This is a genomic window from Terrabacter aerolatus, from assembly GCF_007991735.1.
In the GTDB taxonomy this organism is placed as follows: Bacteria; Actinomycetota; Actinomycetes; order Actinomycetales; family Dermatophilaceae; genus Terrabacter; species Terrabacter aerolatus.
Genome location: NZ_BJYX01000026.1, coordinates 1 through 19520, shown reverse-complemented (window position 1 = coordinate 19520; position 19520 = coordinate 1). Strand labels below are relative to the sequence as shown.

Genomic DNA, 19520 nt, shown 5'->3' with positions numbered 1-19520 from the left:
CCTCCTGGTCCTGGGCGTGGCCGGTCCGGCCCTCGCGCGGGCGGCCGGTGCGGCCTCCTCACACTGGTTCCACGAACGGGCCCGCCCTGATACGACACCCTTCCGGAAAATCCTCGCCGGGGCAGCATCAACCTCGGGCCGCGTGCCGCGTGCCGCGAGGTACGTTGTCGCCATGAGCGACACCCCCGCGGCGGGCGGGTCCAGCGGGTCGGCCGCACCGGAGCAGCAGTTCACCGTGCCCATCCCCAGCACGCCGCGCGGCGAGGGAGTCCCCGCGGCGCCCCAGACGGCCGCCTTGGCCACTGCTCCGGCCGCGCGGACGCAGGCGCTCCCGCTCTTCGACCCGACCCGCGAGCTGCCCGTGCCGCCGAACCCGTATGCCGGGCAGCCGGTCTGGCCGGGGAGCCCCGCCACGTCCACGGGCACCGCGCAGCCCGGCGCAGGTCTCCACGGGGAGTGGGTCGACGAGGAGCCGATCGACCCGCTGCTCGGCCAGATCGGCGTCGCGCTCTTCTGGATCACCGTCGGCTGGTGGGCCTTCTTCCTCATCCGGGTGCTCGGCTACCTCACCCGCCACGGCCTCACCGACACGATCCTCATCCGGACCATCGACCTCGGCGCCGAGGAGACCGTCCTCGCGGCGGTGCTGTCGGTGCTCGCCGCCCTGCTGCTCCTCCTCGGCCGCGGCCGGGCCGGGCGCTCCCCGCTCGGGTGGGCCTCCCTCGTCCTCGCCGTCGTCACGGTGGGCGTCGCCGTCTGGCGCCTGCTGCCGTGAACCGGCACTCCTGAGACCGGACGGCATCCGGTGCTGGCCCCGGGGGACGCGCAGGAGGTCGCCGACGCCTACGGTCTGGGCGGGACGGCCGTCCTGACCGGTCCGGTGGCGCGCGGCCAGCTCGGTCAGGTGTGGCGGCTCGACACCGGGCAGGGCAGCCACGCGGTCAAGGAGTGGTTCGCCACCCCGGACCTCGACGACGTGTCGCGGGACGCCGACCTCGTCGAGGCCGCCCGGACCGAGGGCGTCGTCACGCCGGGAGTCGTCCGGACCACCTCGGGTGCCGTCGCGACCACGGTCGCGGACACCGCCGTCCGGGTCTTCGAGTGGGTCGACCTGCGCGGCCGGACCCGCCGGCTCGACCCGGCTGCCGTCGGGGTCACCCTCGCGGCCCTGCACCGGGCTGCGCCGGCGACCGACGAGCCGGTCGACAACTGGTTCGCCACGGGCTTCGGCGAGCAGCGGTGGCGCGACCTGCACCAGCGGGTGCTCGACGAGCAGGCCCCCTTCGCCGGTCAGCTCGGCGCGCTCGTCGACGAGCTCGTCGCCGTCGAGTCGGTCATCGAGCCGCACGAGTCGACCATCGTCTGCCACCGCGACCTGTGGGCCGACAACGTCCTCGCCACGGCGGACGGACGGGTGTGCGTCGTCGACTTCGAGAACCTCGGACCGGCCGACCCGAGCCAGGAGCTGGCCATGGTGCTCTTCGAGTTCGGCGACGACGACTCGGCGCGGGCGCGGCGGATCCACACGGCATACCGCGACGCCGGTGGTCCGGGACGCGTCACCCGTCGCGGGCACTTCACGATGCTCGTGGCCGAGCAGGCCCACATCGGCCAGCTCGCGTGCTCGCGCTGGGTCGGGGCCAGCAGTGAGTCGGAGCGCGAGCGACTCGCCCGGTGGTTCCTCGAGATCCCCGACGACCCCGTGACGCTGCCGCGTATCGACCGGGTGCTCGCCGCCGTCGGCTGACGGAGCGACGGCTGCGCGACCCGGCGTGGCCCGATGGCGCGGTCGGGCGCGGTCGGGCGTGGTCAGGCGCGGACGAGCCGCAGCGTGCGCACCTCGAAGGGCCCGAGCTCGAGCGGCACGGCTCCGTCGACGAGGGCGACGGCGCCGTCGGCGAGCGGCTCCTCGAGGAGTGAGGTCGTCGCGACGGAGGCGACGGGCAGGTCGACGCGCAGCGACCCGCGAGCCCGACCACCGAGTGCCTCGTAGACGCGGACGACGAGGTCGCCCGAGCGGTCCGCCGCCTCCTTGACGCTGGAGACGACGATGCCCTCTCCGGCCGCCGTGACGAGGGGCTCGACGCCGTGGCCCCCGGTGACGACGCGCGCCGGGGTGCCCAGGAGGGCTCCCTCGCGCGTGGCGACCTCGGTGTCGGCCCCGACGACGAGCCCGTAGCGGTGGGTCTGCACGCCCTGGTCGGTCGCGGGGTCGGGGAAGCGCGGCGCGCGCAGCAGCGACAGGCGCAGCGTCGTGACGACGTCGTCACCGGAGACGTCCCGCGTGACGTCGTGACCGTAGATCGAGTCGTTGACGAGCGCGACGCCGAAGCCCCGCTCCTCGGCGAGCAGGTAGCGGTGCATCGACGCCTCGAACTTCGCCGCCTCCCAGCTCGTGTTGGTGTGCGTGACGCGGCGGTGGAAGCCGAACTGCGTCTCGGCGGCCACGTGCTCGGCGCGGACGTCGAGTGGGAACGAGACCTTGAGGAACTTCTCCGTCTCGTGCCAGTCGGTCTCCTGGTCGATCTCGAGCAGACGGGCACCCGGAGCGAGCGAAAGCGTCTGTCGCACGGTCGATTCCGCTGAGATGCGCCGCTCGACGACCACCCGCGCCACACCGTCGTCGTCGACGGACGCCGACAGGCTGCTGACGTCGCGCACGTCGGTCACGCGGTTGCGGTAGTGGCGGTCGACGTCCCAGGCGTCCCACATGTTCGGCAGGTCCTGGTGGAGCTGGAGCAGGTTGCCCTCGCGCCCCGGTGCGATGGCGTCACGGCCCGTCGCCGCGTCGACGGCCGACGTGATGAGGCCCTCGTCCGAGACGGTGACCGTGACGACGCCGTTGTCGAGCACCCAGCCGCCGTCGCGCTCGGCCAGGGACACGGCATACGTCCTCGGCGTCGTGGCGGCCACGCGCACGACCGCTCCTCCTGCCGGCACGCCCGCACGCTCGAAGGGGGCGGCACTGGCCTCGACGGCCAGGTCGCCGTCGCCGACGAGCGCGGCGAGCGAGCGCGCCACGAGGGCCTCGGCGGCCTCGGTGACGCGGGCGTACTGCTCGACGGCCTCGCGGTGCACCCACGCGATCGAGGTGCCCGGCAGGATGTCGTGGAACTGCTGGAGCAGCACCTGCTTCCACAGCGCGTCGAGCTCGTCGTGGGGGTATGCCGTCCCCGCCCTGACAGCGGCCGTGGCCGCCCACAGCTCCGCCTCGACGAGGAGGTGCTCGGTGCGCCGGTTGCCCTGCTTGGTCCGGTGCTGCGAGGTCAGCGTCGCACGGTGCAGCTCGAGGTAGAGCTCACCGACCCACACCGGGGCCGGCCGGAGCTGCTCCCGAGCCCGGTCGAAGAAGGCATCGGGGTGCTCCCAGCGCACCGTGGCGCTGCCCTCGAGGTCGGCGAGCCGGCGCGCCCTGCCCGTCATCTCGCGGGTCGTGCCGCCGCCACCGTCGCCGTACCCGACGGGCGCGATGGAGCCGGTCGCGACGCGGCTCTCGCGGAACCGGCGTGAGGCCCTCGCCACCTCCGCACCCGAGAGCTGGGAGTTGTAGGTGTCCATCGGCGGGAAGTGGCTGAGCACCCGGGAGCCGTCGATGCCCTCCCAGAGGAAGGTGTGGTGCGGGAACGTGTTGACCTGGTTCCACGAGATCTTCTGCGTGAAGAACCAGTCGAAGCCCGCCCGGCGCATCAGCTGCGGCAGCGCCGGCGAGTAGCCGAAGCTGTCGGGCAGCCAGACCCCGTGGCACCGGACGCCGAGCTCGGTCTCGAAGAAGCGCTGGCCGTAGAGGAACTGGCGCACCAGGGACTCACCGGACGGCATGACGGTGTCGCTCTCGACCCACATGCCGCCGAGCGGGAGGAACCGGCCTGCCTCGACCGCGGCCTTGACCCGCTCCCACACCTCGGGCCGGTGCTCCTCGAGCCAGGCGTACTGCTGCGCGCTCGACATGCCGTAGACGAAGTCGTCGGTCTCGTCGATGAGGGTCGTCATGGATGAGGTGGTGCGGGCGACCTTGCGGATCGTCTCGCGCACCGGCCACAGCCAGGCCGAGTCGATGTGGGCGTGGCCGACCGCCGAGATCTCGTGCGCGCTCGCCTCGGCCGGGCGGGCGAGCACGTCGGCGAGCGCCGCGCGGGCGTCGGCAGCCGTCTCCGCGATGTGCTGCAGGTCGATGCGGTCCATGGCGTCGTCGAGGGCCTGGAGCACCTGCATGCGGCGCGGACCGGCGGGGAGCTCGGCCTGCAGCTCGAGCAGCACCTCGACGTCGAGCGCCAGCTCGAAGACCTCCGGCTCGAAGACGGCGAGGTCGAGCCGGCCCGTCGTGTAGAGCCGCCGGGACGAGCTCGTGACGATGTCGCCCTCGCTCGTGGGCCGGAACGGGTGGCCCTCGACGAGGATCGGGTTCGAGGCCGCCTCGACGTAGAGCTCGACGGCCTGCCCCGCCTCGGCCTCGTCGGCGACGAGCACCCACTGGTTGCGGGGGTTGAGCGACTTCACCGGGGTGCCGTCGGCACGGTGGACGAGGCCCTCGCACTGGAAGCCGGTCATGTCGCGGTCGAAGCCGAGGTCGGCCACCACCTCGACGCGCCGGCCGGCCCACTCCGCCGGCACGCGACCGGTGAGCCGGAACCACGTCGTGCCCCACGCCGCACCCCACGGCGTGCCCGCCTCGTAGGGCGTGAAGTCGAGCCGCAGACCCTCCGCGGGTGCGATCGGCTCGCCGGGCAGCTCGTGCCACTCCACGGTGAGCGGCACCGACTCGGAGTGCACGGCCGGGAGGAGACGCTCGTGCAGGACGCGCGTCACGCGCCCCACGGTCAGGGGGATCTCGTCGTGCATGACTGCCTTTCAGCGGTTCTCGGGCTCGGTGGAGTCGTGCACCCGGTGCGTACCCGACCTCACCAGCCGCCGCGCGCCGCCCCGATGAAGCTCGCCGCCTCCGGCATCAGCGGCAGCACCGTGGCCTCGTAGGCGTGGTAGACGTCGGGCCGGCCGGACCACACGACGCTCGACGGCTCGTTGTGCGCGTCGAGCTCGTGGACCCACGAACCGTCACGGGCGTCGACGAGGTGGCGGACGGCATACGCCCACCAGCGGTCGTAGTCCTCGGCGTAGGCGGCCTCACCCGTCGCCCGGTGCAGCGTCCAGGCGGCCGCGATCGCCTCGGCGACGACCCAGTGCATGCGCTCGCGCACGACCGGACGGTCGTGGAAGTCGGTCGTGTAGACGAAGCCGGGGGCGCCGTCGACGTCCCAGCCGCGCTGCACGCCGGCCGCGTAGAGGTCGCGCGCCGCCCCGGGCAGCCAGGCCGGCGCCGCGTCGCCGAGCGCCGTCGCGACGTGCAGCGACAGGCGCGACCACTCGATGAGGTGGCCGATCGTCACGCCGTACGGCTGGAACGGGTGCCCCGGGTTGTCGACGTTGTGGTCGAGCATGGGCCGCCACTGCTCGTCGAAGTGCTCGGGCAGGCGCCAGTCGTGCGACCGCGCGAAGCCGTCGACGACGCGGGTCAGCACCCGTGTCGCGCGGTCGAGCCAGACGCGATCGCCCGTCGCGTCCGCCGCGGCGAGGAACGACTCCACCGTGTGCATGTTGGCGTTGACGCCGCGGTAGGGGTCGAGCCGGGTCCACGACGCGTCCCACTGGTCGACGACGAGGCCCTCGTCCTCGTCCCAGAAGTGGTCGACCATGACGCCGAGCGCGTCGTCGAGCAACGCCCGTCCGTCGGGGTGGCCCGTCCCCGTGGCGGAGGCCGCGGCCAGGACGACGAACGCGTGCGCATACGCCTCCTTGCCGCCGTCCGGCCGGCCGGCGACGGACATCCAGCCACCGTGGCGGTCGTCGTGCAGCGTCGTGCGCAGCGCCTGCACGCCGTGGTCGACGAGGTCGGCGGCGCGGGCGTCGCCGTGCAGGTGGGCCAGGGCGAAGGTGTGCGTCATGCGGCACGTCACCCACGTCTCGGCGGGGCGCCCCGGCGTGAGCCGTCCCGCGTCGTCGAGCCAGCCGAAGCCGCCCGCCGGGTCGAGCGAGTGGGCGGCGACGTCGACGAGCCGGGTCGCCGCGTCATCGAGGCGTCGGGCCTCGGTCTCCGGGAGGCGGGGGGCACTCTCGGGGTGTGGCGTCTCGGGCATCGTCGTCCTCGTCAGGTCGGGCGGGTGGCTGGTCGCCGGCGCGTGCGCTCCGTGCTGCGGCCCCTGACATCCTGTCGCACCCTCCCGTCCCACGTCCGGACGTTGCGGCTTCCGCGGCATATCGTGACCGCGTGACGAACATCGGACGGGTCATGCTGGCGCAGCTGAGGTCGATCGGGTCGCGCAACGTCTGCCTCCCGGCAGGTGCCGTGCCCGGAGGCCCGTGGGTGGCACGTGGCGGCCGGACCTACCGCACGGGCGCGAGCGGGAGCACGAGCGAGGCCATCACCCGGGCCCGGGCGGTGCGCTCGGTCACGAGCCTGCGCGGCTACCAGGAGGTCGGCCGCGCGGACCTCTTCCTCCAGGTCATCCCGTTCGCGTCACCCGAGGACGCGCGCGCAGCCGTCACCGAGCTGCGGTCCCTGCCGCGGACGATGCCGAAGAGCAAGGGGGTGTCGGATGTCGGGGAGATGCGCACGGTGACACCGCCGCCCGTGACCGGCGCGGGCCACGTCGAGGCCGCCGAGCTGCCCTTCGTCCTCGACGGCGAGCACGCCCGCCAGCTCACCCTGTGGTGCGCGGCGGGGCAGACCGTCGTCGTGGGGGCCCTGGGCGGTCGCGCCGAGGCGGTCCGGTGGCCCCAGCTCGCCGAGATCGTCGAGGCGCAGGTCGCCTCTCTCGGCTGACGCCCGGCGAGCTGTCAGCCGCGGCCGAAGAAGCGGCCGAGGAAGCCGGAGCCCGAGCCGGACGAGGACTGCTCCGTCGGGGCGTGTCCGGGGCAGCGCTGGCCCGCGGGCACGTTGCGCATGACCTGGTCGACGTGCTGGCCGCAGCCGGCCCACGTCGTCTTGCCACAGGTCTTGCAGGTGGCGGCACGGCACATGGTGGTCTCTCCTCACGTCTTGATACCCATGGGGGTATGTCTCCACGAGAGTAGCCGACGGTGGCCGTGCGGGCCAAGCCCGCTCAACGACGGCGGTTCGGCTCAGCGGCGGTGGTTCGGCTCAGGGGCGGTGGAGCGCTCCGGCGCTGCTGAGCGGGACGGGCGCTGCTGAGCGGGACGGGTCAGCGCTGCTGCCAGTCGGGGCCCAGCCGCACGACGTCGCCGACGACCACGACGGCCGGGGCTCTGACGCCGCGCTCCCGCGCGAGGTCGGCGATCGTGGCGACCGTGCCGACCGTGGTGCGCTGGTCGGGGGCGAAGCCGCGCTCGACCACCGCGACGGGGCAGTCGGGCGAGCGGCCGTGCAGGGCGAGCAGCTCGGTCGTGCGCGCCAGCTGCGTCACCCCCATGAGCAGCACGAGCGTGTGGTCGCCGCCGGTCGGCAGCACCGGGATGTCCTCGTGGCCCGTGACGACCGTGAAGCCTCTCGCGACGCCACGGTGGGTGACCGGGATCCCTGCAGCCGCAGGCACGCTCACCGCGCTCGTCACGCCGGGCACGACCTCGACGCGTATGCCGTGTGCCTCGCACGCGTCGCGCTCCTCGCCTCCGCGACCGAGCACGTAGGGGTCACCGCCCTTGAGCCGGACGACGCCGAGGCCCCGCTGCGCCTCCTCGACGAGGATGTCGTTGATCCGCGACTGGGGCACCGGGTGGTGGCCGGGCGTCTTGCCGACGTCGATGACCCGGACCGAGGCGGGCAGCCGGTCGACGACCGACCGGGGGGCGAGGCGGTCGACGACGACGACGTCGGCCGAGGCGAGCAGCTCGTGGCCGCGGGCGGTGAGCAGACCGTCGATGCCGGGGCCGCCACCGACGAGCGCCACCCAGCCGCGACGCCCGTGCGTGCGGGTGCGGCGCAGGTCGAGCGTGCCCGACACGAGCGCCCGCTCGACCCCGTCGCGGACCGTCACGGCGAGGCCGGGGTCGCCCGCGGCATACGTGGCCACGGTGACCCGGCCGTCGGGGGTCGTCACGTCGGCGCGGGCGGTGACACTCGCCGTGGTGCCGGCGGCCTCGGTGGCGTCGACGCACCAGACGCGGAGCGCCTCGGCGTCCGCGGCGACCTCGCGGTCGACGGACGGCTTGCCCGTCGCGGTGTGGGCGAACCACGCACCGTCGAGGTCGGCGGGCCCGGCGTAGTCACGCTCGAGCCACTCGACCCGGCCGGCCACGGCCAGGTCGCGCAGGTCCTCGCACAGCCAGGGGGCGACGACGCGCACGACCGCGCCTTCGTCGAGGAAGGCCCGGACGCGCCGCGCGGACACCGGGCCGCCCCCGACGGCGACGACGAGCCGGCCGGTCAGGTCGAGGACGACCGGCAGGGCCGGTTTCAGATCTCCCATACCTCGTCACCCTCGGGCTCGGTGGGGGCCGGCGCCGCGGTGGGCAGCGTCGCGCCCACCATGCCGGCGGCGACGGTGCGACCGTCGTGGGCGTCGATGAGCAGGAAGGAACCGCCGCGACGGGAGGTCGAGTAGTTCTCGACCGGGACCGGCGCAGCGAGGCGCAGGGTCACCAGACCGATGTCGTTGAGGGACAAGGCTTCTGACGGGACGGTGTGCAGGTCGTCGAGGTCGAGCACCCCGTCGAGCGTGCGGACCGCCGTCTGCACCGTGCGGGACCCGTGCTTGAGGAGCAGCCGCTGACCCGGGCGCAGCGGCGCGTCACCGAGCCAGCAGACGACGGCCTTGATGTCCTGGGTCGGCTCCGGCGCGTCGTCGGCCGAGGCGATGACGTCACCGCGCGAGATGTCGATCTCGTCGGCGAGGCGCAGCGTCACCGACTGCGGCGCGAACGCCTCGTCGAGCGACCGCTCGCCGAGGTCGATGCCGGTGACGGTCGTGCGGCGACCCGAGGGAAGGGCCACGACCTCGTCACCGACGCGCACGACGCCCGAGGCCACCTGGCCGGCATACCCCCGGTAGTCGCGATGGGCCTCGTCACGGGCCGCACCCTGGGGGCGGATGACGAGCTGCACCGGTAGGCGGAAGGACTCGTTCGCGGGGTCGTCCGACGGGGGCAGCGCCTCGAGCAGCTCGAGGAGGCTGGGCCCGTCGTACCACGGGGTGCGCGGCGAACGCGCTGCGACGTTGTCGCCGTCGAGGGCGCTGACCGGGATGGCGGTGGCATCGACGACGCCGAGCTCGCGGGCCACCGCCTGCACCTCGGCCTCGACGCGGTCGTAGACCTCCTGCGAGAAGTCGACGAGGTCGATCTTGTTGACCGCGACGACGACGTGCGGCACCCGGAGCAGCGCCGTCACGGCGAGGTGGCGACGGGTCTGCTCGAGCACGCCCTTGCGGGCGTCGACGAGGAGCACGACGACGTCGGCCGTCGAGCTGCCGGTGACGGTGTTGCGCGTGTACTGCACGTGCCCGGGGCAGTCGGCGAGGACGAACGAGCGGTTCGCCGTCGCGAAGTAGCGGTAGGCGACGTCGATGGTGATGCCCTGCTCGCGCTCGGCGCGCAGGCCGTCGGTGAGGAGGGCCAGGTCGGCCGCCGTGAGGCCGCGGTCCCGCGAGACGCGCTCGACGGCCGCGAGCTGGTCGGACAGCACCGACTTCGTGTCGTGGAGCAGGCGGCCGACGAGGGTCGACTTGCCGTCGTCGACCGAGCCGGCGGTCGCGAGCCGCAGCAGGGTGCCGCGAGCGGCACCGGCGACAGCCGCCGGGTCGAGGAGCGGCGTGGTGGTGGACATCAGAAATATCCCTCCTTCTTGCGGTCCTCCATGGCGGCCTCGGAGATCCGGTCGTCGGCGCGCGTGGCGCCGCGCTCGGTCAGGGTCGAGGCGGCGACCTCGACGACGATCTCGGCGTTGGTCGTGGCCGGGGACTCGACGGCCCCCGTGCACGACATGTCGCCGACGGTGCGGTAGCGCACGAGCCGTGTCTCGACCGGCTCGTCGTCACGCGGCCGGCTCACGGGACCGACGGCGAGCCACATGCCGTCGCGCCGGAAGACCTCGCGCTCGTGGGCGTAGTAGAGCGGTGCGAGCGGGATGTCCTCGCGGTCGATGTAGCGCCAGATGTCGACCTCGGTCCAGTTGCTGATCGGGAAGACGCGCACGTGCTCGCCCGGACGGTGCTTGGGGTTGAAGAGGTTCCACAGCTCGGGCCGCTGGTTCTTGGGGTCCCACTGGCCGAACTCGTCGCGGAGGCTGACGATGCGCTCCTTGGCGCGCGCCTTCTCCTCGTCGCGCCGGCCGCCGCCGAAGACGCCGTCGAAACGGTTGTCGTTGATGGCGTCGAGCAGCGGCACGGTCTGCAGCGGGTTGCGGGTGCCGTCGGCGCGCTCACGGAGCCGGCCGTCGTCGATGTAGTCCTGCACGCTCGCGACGACGAGCCGCAGGCCGAGCCGCTCGACCGTCTCGTCGCGGTAGGCGAGCACCTCGGGGAAGTTGTGCCCCGTGTCGACGTGCAGCACCGGGAACGGGATCGGCGCCGGCCAGAAGGCCTTCGTCGCGAGGTGGAGCATGACGACGGAGTCCTTGCCGCCGCTGAAGAGCAGCGCCGGGCGCTCGAGCTCGCCGGCCATCTCGCGGATGACGAGGATCGCCTCCGCCTCGAGCGCGTCGAGGTGGGTCAGGCGCCGGTCGTCGGCGCTCTTCGCGCCGGAGCGGGCGTATGCCGTGTCACCCGTGGCGCCGTCGTCGGCAGGAATCCGGGTGGTCGGGGTGGTGGTCGTCATGTGTGGAGTCCGCACTCGGTCTTGGCGAAGCCGGCCCAGCGGCCGGCGCGGGGGTCCTCGCCGGGCTCGACCCGGCGGGTGCACGGCTCGCAGCCGATGGACGGGTAGCCGTCGGAGAGAAGGGAGTTGACCTCGACCTGGTGCTCACCGGCATACGCCAGGAGCTCGTCGAACGTCCAGGCGGCGAGCGGGTTGATCTTGACGAGGCCGTTCTTGTCGTCCCAGGTGACGAGGGGGGTGTCGGTCCGCGTCGGCGACTCCTCACGGCGCACCCCGGTCACCCACGCCTCGTAGAGCGGGAGGGTCCGGGCGAGCGGCTCGACCTTGCGCATCTGGCAGCAGAGGGCCGGGTCGCGCTCGTAGAGCCGCGCGCCGTACTTCTCGTCCTGCTCGGCGACGGTCAGCTCGGGCATGACGTTGACGAGGGTGATCGGCAGGTCCTCGGCGACGATGTCGCGGGTGACGATCGTGTCGGAGAAGTGGTAGCCGGTCTCGAGGAAGAGCACGTCGACGCCGGGGGCGAAGCGCGAGACCACGTGCGGCAGCACGGCATCGGCCATCGAGCAGGCCACCGCGAGGGTGCCGTCGAAGTGGAAGGCCGCCCAGGCCGCGACCTCGTCGGCCGTCGGCTCGCGATCGGGGTCCGCGGCGAGGGTGGCGTTGAAGTCGTCGACGATCGCCTTGAGCTCGGCGTCCGTGCGCCGCTTGCGCGGGACCCGGGGGGTGGCGAGGGGGACTGCGGTCACAGGAGTGCTCCTTCGTCTGCTCGGCGGGTCCACGACGAGAAGCTCTCGCCGGTCTCGCGCTGGTCGAGGAAGGTCCGCACGACGCGCTCGACGTAGTCGGGCAGGTCGTCGGCCGTCACCTTGAGGCCCCGGACGGTGCGTCCGAGGCCGGCCTCGTCGCGGTCGACGGAGGCGAGGCCGCCGCCGAGGTGCACCTGGAAGCCGGGCACCTGCTCGCCGTCGATCGTCACGAGCTGGCCCTTGAGCCCGATGTCGGCGACCTGGATGCGGGCGCACGAGTTCGGGCAGCCGTTGACGTTGAGGCTGATCGGGGTGTCGAGCTGCTCGGTGACGTCGGCGAGGCGCTGCTCGAGCGCGGCGATCGTCCTCGCCGCCGTCGCCTTGGTCTCGACGATGGCGAGCTTGCAGAACTCGATGCCGGTGCACGCCATGGTGTGGCGGCGGAAGGGGCTCGGCGCCGTGCTGAGCCCGAGCCTGTCGAGGCGGGTGACGGCGCCGCGCACGAGGCGGCCCGGGACGTCGAGGACGACGAGCTTCTGGTGCGGGGTCAGGCGCAGCCGGTCGGAGCCGACGTGCTCCATGAGGTCGGCGAGACCGGTGAGCACGTCGCCGCTGATGCGCCCGACGGTCGGGGCCGCGCCGATGTAGCGCCTGCCGTCCTTCTGGAGGTGCACGCCGACGTGGTCGCCGGGGCCGCTCGCCGGTGCAGGCGGCGGACCGTCGGGCAGCTCGCGGCCGAGGTACTCGTCCTGGAGGACCTGGCGGAACTTCTCGGGCCCCCACTCGGCGAGGAGGAACTTGAGGCGGGCCTTGTTGCGCAGGCGCCGGTAGCCGTAGTCGCGGAAGATCCGGATGACGCCGTGCCAGACCTCGGCGGCCTCCTCGGGCCGGACGAAGACCCCGACGCGCTCGGCGAGGCGAGGGCTCGTCGAGAGGCCGCCACCGACCCAGAGGTCGTAGCCGGCGCCGAGCTCGGGGTGGACGACCCCGACGAGGGAGATGTCGTTGATCTCGTGGACGACGTCGAGGCTCGGGTGGCCGGTGATCGCCGACTTGAACTTGCGCGGCAGGTTGGCGAGCTCGGGGTCGCCGACGTAGCGGTCGAGGATCTCGTCGATGACGGGCGTCGGGTCGATGATCTCGTCGTCGGCGACGCCGGCCAGCGGGCTGCCGAGGATGACGCGCGGGGTGTCGCCGCAGGCCTCGGTCGTCTGCAGGCCGACGGCCTCGAGCCGCCGCCAGATCTCGGGCACGTCCTCGACCCGGATCCAGTGGTACTGGATGTTCTGGCGGTCGCTGATGTCGGCGGTGCCGCGGGCGAACTCGTGGCTGATGTCGGCGAGGACGCGCAGCTGGGCGAGGCTGATCGCGCCGCCGTCGAGGCGCACGCGGAGCATGAAGTACTCGTCGGACAGCTCGGTGTCGTCGAGCTGGGCCGTGCGGCCTCCGTCGATGCCGGGCCGGCGCTGCGTGTAGAGCCCCCACCAGCGGAACCGTCCGGAGAGGTCCTGCGGCGGGATCGAGGCGAAGCCCTCGCGCGAGTAGACCTGCTCGATCCGCTCGCGGACGCCGAGGCCACCCTCCTCCTGCTTCCATGTCTCGTTGGCGTTGAGCGGCTCGGTGCCGTCGACCTTCCACTGCCCGTTGGAGCGGCCGGCTCGGGGCGGTCGGGTGCCGGGGCGCACCGGGGCCGTGTCGGTCGCGGAGTCGGTGACGGTCATGTAATCGAATGTATAACCAGCACTTATCACTGCCCAAACGGGTCCAGAGTGCGGCCCTATCCCACCGAACCGGTGGGAATGCGCGTATGCCGTCGGGCCGGGTCAGGGGCCTGCGAGCTGGCCCGAGTCGACCGCCTGGACGATGCCGAGCACCGTCGCGAGGTACTGCTGCGAGTGGTTGTAGGACAGGATCGCGGCCTGGAGGTCGGCGGGCCGGGACAGGTCGCGGCCACCGGCGCACAGGTAGTTCGCCGCGGCCAGCGCCGCATCCTCGATGTTCTGCGGGTCGGCGACCCCGTCACCGTTGCCGTCCGCGCCCCAGATGCGCCACGTGGCGGGGATGAACTGCATCGGGCCGACGGCGTGGTCCCAGACGGGGTCCCCGTCCCAGCGGCCGCCGTCGGTGTCACGGATCGCCGAGAATCCGCCACCGGACAGCGCGGGGCCGATCACCGGCGGCGTGGCGTCGTGCGACGCGTCGAGGGCGCGCCCGCGCAGCGACGACGACTCGACCTCGCCGATGGCGGCGAGCAGCATGACGGGGATGTGGCAGCTGCGCTGGCGCTGGGCCGCGGACACGTAGGCCGTCCAGATGATCTCGTCCTTGGTCAGGGTGCTCCTGGCGCCCGTGGTCTTGCGTGGCAGCGGCACCGCGATGGGGATCTTGACGACCGCGCGCGGCGTCCACGGCGTCGGGTTGCTGCTCGTCCCACCTCCGGGCTCGAGCGCCGCCGCCGGCACGGGGGACGAGTTCTCGACCGAGAGGGTGGCCGCGACCCGGATCTCGTCGAAGACCGGGAGCACGAGGTCCCCGGCCACCGAACCGAACCCCGGCCCGATCGGTGTCTGCGAGCCGGAGGGCCCGGACGCTGCGGCCGCGCTGGAGGGGCTGCTCGCTCCCGGGACCAGGGGTGAGAGCAGGGGGGCGGGAGTCGGTGTCGGGGTCGGCGGCCCCGCCGCCACGGCTCCGGCCGCCGAGCCCAGCAGCAGGCCACCGACGGCGAACGCGGTGGTCGCGGCGCGCGCCGCGCTGAGCCTCCGCCGTGTCCGCCCGTGCACGTCGAGTCCCTTCTCCGGACGGCCCGCTGCCGCCCACGTCTCCCAGTACAGCGCGAATCTCCTTCGTGCGGCGACGAACGCCGAGTCCCACAGAGAGCGACCCCAGGGCCTCGGCATGCGGTCGTCACGCGGCGTTGCGGGCGGTCTGGTCGGAACGGTGAGCCGGACATGACGGCCGGATGAGGGCTAAATGACGGCTACGGCGAACTGGAGGTCGCGGCGTGAGGGCGGCGCGCACAGTTCAAGCATTCCACAAACACCTCCGTCACGGAGGTCACTGATGACGCCGTTACCACGCTGGATCAGCTAAGGGCCGGCGCCGGCGTCATCTCGCGGACATTCGCACGGCAGACGTCCGGGGTCCGCGTGGCCCACCCGCCCCGGCACCACATCGGCAGCCGAGCACGGCCCTTCAGCACATCCCGCGCTACCTCACGCCCTCTTCCGGGCGCGGCGCTGCTCGAGATGCGCACTCGTTCACAGCAGGAGGCACAGATGCACGGAAAGTTCAGATCCCTGACGCTGAGCGGAGGGCTGCTCGCGGTCGCCGCGGCGACGACGTTGTCGTCGTCGCCGGCGTCGCTGGCGCTGACGGCAGCGCCGGTGCTCGCCGCGTCGACTGCCCCGCACCGCGGCACGTCGAGCTCTGGCCACGGCGGCACCGTCACCGCGGCCGACTACGCCAAGCGCGCTGTCACCGGCAACACCCGCAAGCACGCAGCTCATGGCCAGGCCTCGGCGCTGCAGGTCCAGGCTGCCGCCGCGAAGGGCACGAAGCGAGCAGCGGCCGTTGCCGGGCTCGCCCCCGCTGCGGCGCAGAGCACCGCTACCGCGGCTGCGGCGCCGGCCACCGCGGCTGCCGCTGCCGCTGCGGCGCCGGCACTGGACCCGGGCGGCAAGCCGGACTACTTCGGCAACACCCCCAACTACGCCGACAGCCCCTTGCCCACCGGCGGTGCGAGCGTCGCGGTCACCGACCCCACGGGCACGGGAGCCACGGCGAGCGCGGTGGTCGAGAACGGCGTCGTCACCGGCGTGACGGTGGCGGACGGGGGCTCCGGCTACGGTCCGAACCCGACGATCACCTTCGACGGCGGAGGGAGCGGCGCAACCGCGCACGCGACCGTCGTCGGCGGCGTCACCGGCGTGTCGGTGACGCACGGGGGCACGGGCTACGACCCGGCCAACCCGCCCACCGTGACCTTCAGCGCACCCGCCACCGGCACCGACCTCGCCACCGGCACCGTCATGATCGACAGCACGGGCGCCGTCTCAGGCATCTCCATCGACCACGCGGGCTCGGGCTACGACGCATCGCACCCCGTGACGGTCGCCTTCGGCAGCACCACCTCCGGCAGTGGCGCGGCCGCGACCGCATCGGTCTCCGGGACCATCGACAGCATCACCGTCGACGGCGGCGGTGCGGGCTACTTCCTGGACGGCAGCGGCATCCGCAAGTTCGTCGACAGCCTGCCGGGCGTCGGCAGCGCGAACGCCAACGACCTGGGGCAGTACATCTCCGTCGCACACCCGGACACGAAGACCTTCCCGGGCAGCGACTACTACGAGATCGGCCTGGTCGAGGTGCAGAAGCAGCTGCACAAGGACCTGCCACCGACCACGCTGCGGCTCTACGTCCAGCTCAACAAGGGCACGGACGCGGGTGGCGTCAACGACGTCGCCCCGGACGCACCGCAGTACATGGGCCCGATGATCGAGGCGACGGCCGGCCACCCGGTCCGCGTCAAGTTCGTCAACATGCTGCCCCAGTCGCAGGGTGCCTCCTGCGACCGCACGACCCTTCCGCAGCAGAACGGCACCATCAACGGCACCGCCATCAACACCACCGCCGGCTGCGGCGACCTCTTCCTGCCGGTCGACACCAACGTCATGGGCGCCGGCATGGGTCCGCTGGGCATGAACACCAACGGCAAGCCCATGGACTACGCCCAGAACCGCGCGACCATCCACCTGCACGGCGGCAAGACGCCGTGGATCAGCGACGGCACGCCGCACCAGTGGATCACCCCGACCGGCGAGAACACCGCCTACCCCAAGGGCGTCTCGGTCTCCTACGTGCCGGACATGTGGTTCGACCAGAACGGGAACGCGTCCGCGAAGCAGGACGCCACCCACACGTCGAACAACCCCGGCGACGGTTCCGAGACCTTCTACTACACCAACCAGCAGTCCGCCCGGATGATGTTCTTCCACGACCACTCGTACGGCATCACGCGACTGAACGTGTATGCCGGCGAGGAGGCGCCGTACATCATCCACGACGCGGCGGAGAAGGCGTTCGAGTCGGCCACGGCTGACATCCAGGACGGCGCGGACACCATTCCACTGGTCCTGCAGGACAAGACCTTCGTCCCGAACGACAGCCAGCTGGCCGCCGAGGACCCGACCTGGCAGAAGAGCAAGTGGGGCGGCAAGGGCAACCTGTGGATGCCGCACGTCTACATGACCAACCAGAACCCCACCAACGACAACGGTGCGAACGCGATGGGCCGCTGGGACTACGGACCCTGGTTCTGGCCGCCGTTCACCGGCCTGAAGAACGACCCGGTCGCCAACCCGCTCTCCGACCCGAGCTGCGACCCGGCGAGCAACGCCTGTGAGAACGCCCAGAACCCCGGCTTCGACCGGCCGAACGCCGACGGGACCGACGGCAACGTCTCCCAGACCATGGAGTCGTTCTTCGACACGATGCTGGTCAACGGCACGCCCTACCCGACGCAGAAGGTCGGACAGAAGGTCTACCGGCTGCGGATCCTCAACGGCAGCAACGACCGGCACCTGAGCCTGTCGCTGTTCTACGCCAAGAGCAACGCGGACATGTGGAAGAAGGACCCCACCACCGGCAGGCTCGTCCTCAACGACGCGAACGCCGGAGAGGTGCCGATGATGGACGCGTCCCCGACGGCTCTCAAGGACCCGGCGAACGGCTGCACCGCGGCCCAGCAGGCCACGTGGCCACACGACGGACGCGACGGTGGCGTTCCTGCGTGCAACGCCGCGGGACCGGACATGCTGCAGATCGGCAACGACGGCGGGTTCCTGCCGACGCCGGCGACGATCAGCGCGCAGCCGCTGGACTACGAGTACAACCGGCGCAACATCATCGTGCTGGACGTGCTGCACCACGGCCTGATGCTGGCCCCGGCCGAGCGCGCCGACGTCCTCGTCGACTTCAGCAAGGTGCCCGACGGCGCCAAGCTGGTGCTCTACAACGACGCCCCGGCAGCCGACCCGGCGATCGACCCGCGCAACGACTACTACACCGGTGACCCGGACCAGACGACCTCCGGCGGCGCGCCCACCACGCAGCCCGGCTACGGCCCGAACACCCGTACCGTCCTGCAGTTCCAGGTGGACTCCACCCTCGGGAAGAGCGGTGGCACCACCACGGAAGCGGTGGCGGCGGCGCTGAAGACGGCCTACCAGGCCGACCAGCCGGCGCCGATCGTCCCGCAGCTGGCCTACAACGGCCTGAGCCTTCCCCAGGGCTACGACTGGTCGCTCGACCCGAGCGGCAACGGCGTCACGACCCCGACCGCGGTCGGCACCTCGACCGTCAGCACGACCTCGAACAACTACACCAACCTCGCCGACACGACGAAGACCTTCACCCCGGTCGGGGGCACCAGCGCGGTGACGATGGGCATGCAGCCCAAGGCGATCGTGGAGGAGTTCGACCCCACCTGGGGTCGGATGAACGCCACGCTCGGTGCGGAGATGCCCAACACCAATGCCAACGTGCAGACCACGGTGCCCTTCGGCTATGCCGAGCCGGCCACCGAGGTCCTCGACCCACACCAGGTCGGCGCGCAGATCGGAACCCTCGGTGACGGCACACAGATCTGGAAGATCACGCACAACGGTGTCGACAGCCACCCGGTGCACTTCCACCTGTTCGACGTGCAGCTCGTCAACCGGGTCGGTTGGGACGGCGCGAAGTACGCGCCGGAGCCGGGTGAGGTGGGCTGGAAGGACACCGTCCTCATGCACCCGCTGGAGGACACGATCGTGGCGCTGCGCCCACAGATCCCGGTCCTGCCCTTCAAGCTCCCCGACTCGATCCGGCCGATCGACCCGTCCATGCCCATCGGCTCACCGATCAGCACGTTCGACCCGCTGACCGGACAGGCCCTCACGGTCCCGAACTCGGTGAAGGACTACGGCTGGGAGTACGTCTGGCACTGCCACATGCTCAGCCACGAGGAGATGGACTTCATGCGACCCATGGTCGTCAACGCGGCGCCGCCGGTGCCGACCGGTCTGACGAGCTCGCCGGGCGGCGTGCAGGCCACGACGGTCGGACTGGCCTGGACTCAGCCGGGATCGGGCAACCCGGTCGTCAGCAACTGGACGCTGCAGCGGGCGACGAACTCGACGTTCACGGTCGGCGTGAAGGCGATGAACGTGCCTGCGGGCGGCCCGGCGTACGTCGACACCAGCCTCACCAAGCTGACGACCTACTACTACCGGCTCCGGTCCGAGTCCAAGAGCGGCTACTCCAGCTGGAGCAGCACGTTCACGGTGAGGACCGCGGCGGTCGATGCGCCCACCGGTCTGACGGCGACCTTCGCCAGCACGCCCGGCAGGGGCATCGTGACCCTCAAGTGGACCAACGCCGCGGCCTACACCGCCGTCACGGTCCAACGGGCCACGAACGCCGCCTTCGTCGGAAACCTGAACAGCACTCGACTCACTGCGCCGAGGGGAGGCGTACTGCCCACCACCTTTGCGGATTCGAACGTCTCGCCCGGAGGGACGTACTACTACCGGATCTCGGGCCAGGTGGGCGCCGTCAGCTCGCCCAACTCCGCACCCGTCGGCATCACGGCGTCGGCCAACGCGCCGACACCGCCGATGGCGGCCCCGGTCGCTCCGGGCGTGAAGGCGGGCGTGCCGACGAGGACCAGCCTTCCCGTCACCCTCACGCCGGGCATCCCGGTGACCGTGCCGACCGACGGCTACCTGGTGCAGGTCAGTCGTACGACGAGCTTCATCGGAGCGGGCTCGAGGTCGGTGAGCGCATCATCGGGCGCGACCAGCTACACCGCGGCCAACCTGCGACCGGCGACGACGTACTACGTGCGGGCGGCGGCGGTGAACCTGGCCGGGAACTCCACCTGGTCGACCGTGGTCCGGGTGCGCACCGCGCCCTGACCCACCCGCTCGACCGGTCGGGCCGCGCGAGGGATGCCCCCCCCCGCGCGGCCCG

13 protein-coding genes are annotated in these 19520 nt (G+C 72.3%); 4 read left to right on the top strand and 9 right to left on the bottom strand.

All coding sequences use genetic code 11. From position 1 onward, the window contains the following. Positions 1-172: 172 nt before the first annotated feature. Together TAE01_RS17690 and TAE01_RS17685 are read left to right on the top strand one after the other, a co-directional pair. Entirely contained in the window at positions 173-775 is a 603-nt protein-coding gene (locus TAE01_RS17690; RefSeq protein WP_147068134.1) for a hypothetical protein, read from the top strand. A gap of 30 nt (positions 776-805) precedes the next feature. After that, positions 806-1747: a phosphotransferase enzyme family protein gene (locus tag TAE01_RS17685; RefSeq protein ID WP_147068133.1), complete on the top strand. Its 942-nt coding sequence runs from the start codon at positions 806-808 to the stop codon at positions 1745-1747. A 62-nt stretch (positions 1748-1809) separates the two neighbouring features. On the opposite strand, the gene TAE01_RS17680 is transcribed toward TAE01_RS17685, so the two are convergent. After that, a complete protein-coding gene (locus TAE01_RS17680) occupies positions 1810-4839 on the bottom strand; it encodes an alpha-mannosidase (protein WP_147068132.1) in 3030 nt (1009 codons plus the stop codon). Between the two features lie 59 nt (positions 4840-4898). Next, a complete protein-coding gene (locus TAE01_RS17675) occupies positions 4899-6131 on the bottom strand; it encodes an AGE family epimerase/isomerase (protein ID WP_147068131.1) in 1233 nt (410 codons plus the stop codon). Positions 6132-6262: 131 nt separating this feature from the next. Here TAE01_RS17675 and TAE01_RS17670 point away from each other — a divergent pair, with 131 nt between their 5' ends. After that, complete coding sequence (locus TAE01_RS17670; protein WP_147068130.1) at positions 6263-6817, top strand: hypothetical protein; 555 nt, start codon at positions 6263-6265, stop codon at positions 6815-6817. A gap of 14 nt (positions 6818-6831) precedes the next feature. Here the strand turns inward: TAE01_RS17670 and TAE01_RS17665 are convergent, their stop codons facing one another. The 7 genes from TAE01_RS17665 to TAE01_RS20970 all read right to left on the bottom strand — a co-directional run bounded on the left by TAE01_RS17665 (position 6832) and on the right by TAE01_RS20970 (position 14290). Further along, positions 6832-7014, bottom strand: coding sequence for a DUF8730 family Cys-rich protein (locus TAE01_RS17665; RefSeq protein WP_147068129.1), 183 nt, complete (start codon positions 7012-7014; stop codon positions 6832-6834). Between the two features lie 182 nt (positions 7015-7196). Further along, positions 7197-8420, bottom strand: coding sequence for a uroporphyrinogen-III C-methyltransferase (cobA, locus tag TAE01_RS17660; RefSeq protein ID WP_147068128.1), 1224 nt, complete (start codon positions 8418-8420; stop codon positions 7197-7199). After that, complete coding sequence (locus tag TAE01_RS17655; protein ID WP_147068127.1) at positions 8408-9775, bottom strand: sulfate adenylyltransferase subunit 1; 1368 nt, start codon at positions 9773-9775, stop codon at positions 8408-8410. The genes cobA and TAE01_RS17655 overlap by 13 nt, the downstream gene beginning before the upstream one ends. Beyond that, positions 9775-10764, bottom strand: coding sequence for a sulfate adenylyltransferase subunit CysD (gene cysD, locus TAE01_RS17650; RefSeq protein ID WP_147068126.1), 990 nt, complete (start codon positions 10762-10764; stop codon positions 9775-9777). Before cysD ends, TAE01_RS17655 begins: the two co-directional genes overlap by 1 nt. Beyond that, positions 10761-11510, bottom strand: a complete 750-nt coding sequence (locus TAE01_RS17645; protein ID WP_147068125.1) for a phosphoadenylyl-sulfate reductase — start codon at positions 11508-11510, stop codon at positions 10761-10763. The genes cysD and TAE01_RS17645 overlap by 4 nt, the downstream gene beginning before the upstream one ends. Next, entirely contained in the window at positions 11507-13231 is a 1725-nt protein-coding gene (locus tag TAE01_RS17640; protein WP_147068124.1) for a nitrite/sulfite reductase, read from the bottom strand. The genes TAE01_RS17645 and TAE01_RS17640 overlap by 4 nt, the downstream gene beginning before the upstream one ends. A gap of 102 nt (positions 13232-13333) precedes the next feature. Further along, on the bottom strand, positions 13334-14290 hold the full coding sequence (locus TAE01_RS20970) for a lytic transglycosylase domain-containing protein (RefSeq protein WP_246111437.1): 957 nt from the start codon (positions 14288-14290) through the stop codon (positions 13334-13336). Positions 14291-14785: 495 nt separating this feature from the next. Here TAE01_RS20970 and TAE01_RS17625 point away from each other — a divergent pair, with 495 nt between their 5' ends. Continuing rightward, positions 14786-19465, top strand: a complete 4680-nt coding sequence (locus TAE01_RS17625; RefSeq protein WP_186815270.1) for a fibronectin type III domain-containing protein — start codon at positions 14786-14788, stop codon at positions 19463-19465. Positions 19466-19520 lie beyond the last annotated feature (55 nt).

Coding starts and splice junctions, on each gene's coding strand:
- TAE01_RS17690 (WP_147068134.1), top strand. CDS start 173: ATGAGCGACACCCCCGCGGCGGGCGGGTCCAGCGGGTCGGCCGCACCG.
- TAE01_RS17680 (WP_147068132.1), bottom strand. CDS start 4,839: ATGCACGACGAGATCCCCCTGACCGTGGGGCGCGTGACGCGCGTCCTG.
- TAE01_RS17675 (WP_147068131.1), bottom strand. CDS start 6,131: ATGCCCGAGACGCCACACCCCGAGAGTGCCCCCCGCCTCCCGGAGACC.
- TAE01_RS17665 (WP_147068129.1), bottom strand. CDS start 7,014: ATGTGCCGTGCCGCCACCTGCAAGACCTGTGGCAAGACGACGTGGGCC.
- cobA (WP_147068128.1), bottom strand. CDS start 8,420: ATGGGAGATCTGAAACCGGCCCTGCCGGTCGTCCTCGACCTGACCGGC.
- TAE01_RS17655 (WP_147068127.1), bottom strand. CDS start 9,775: ATGTCCACCACCACGCCGCTCCTCGACCCGGCGGCTGTCGCCGGTGCC.
- cysD (WP_147068126.1), bottom strand. CDS start 10,764: ATGACGACCACCACCCCGACCACCCGGATTCCTGCCGACGACGGCGCC.
- TAE01_RS17640 (WP_147068124.1), bottom strand. CDS start 13,231: ATGACCGTCACCGACTCCGCGACCGACACGGCCCCGGTGCGCCCCGGC.
- TAE01_RS17625 (WP_186815270.1), top strand. CDS start 14,786: ATGCACGGAAAGTTCAGATCCCTGACGCTGAGCGGAGGGCTGCTCGCG.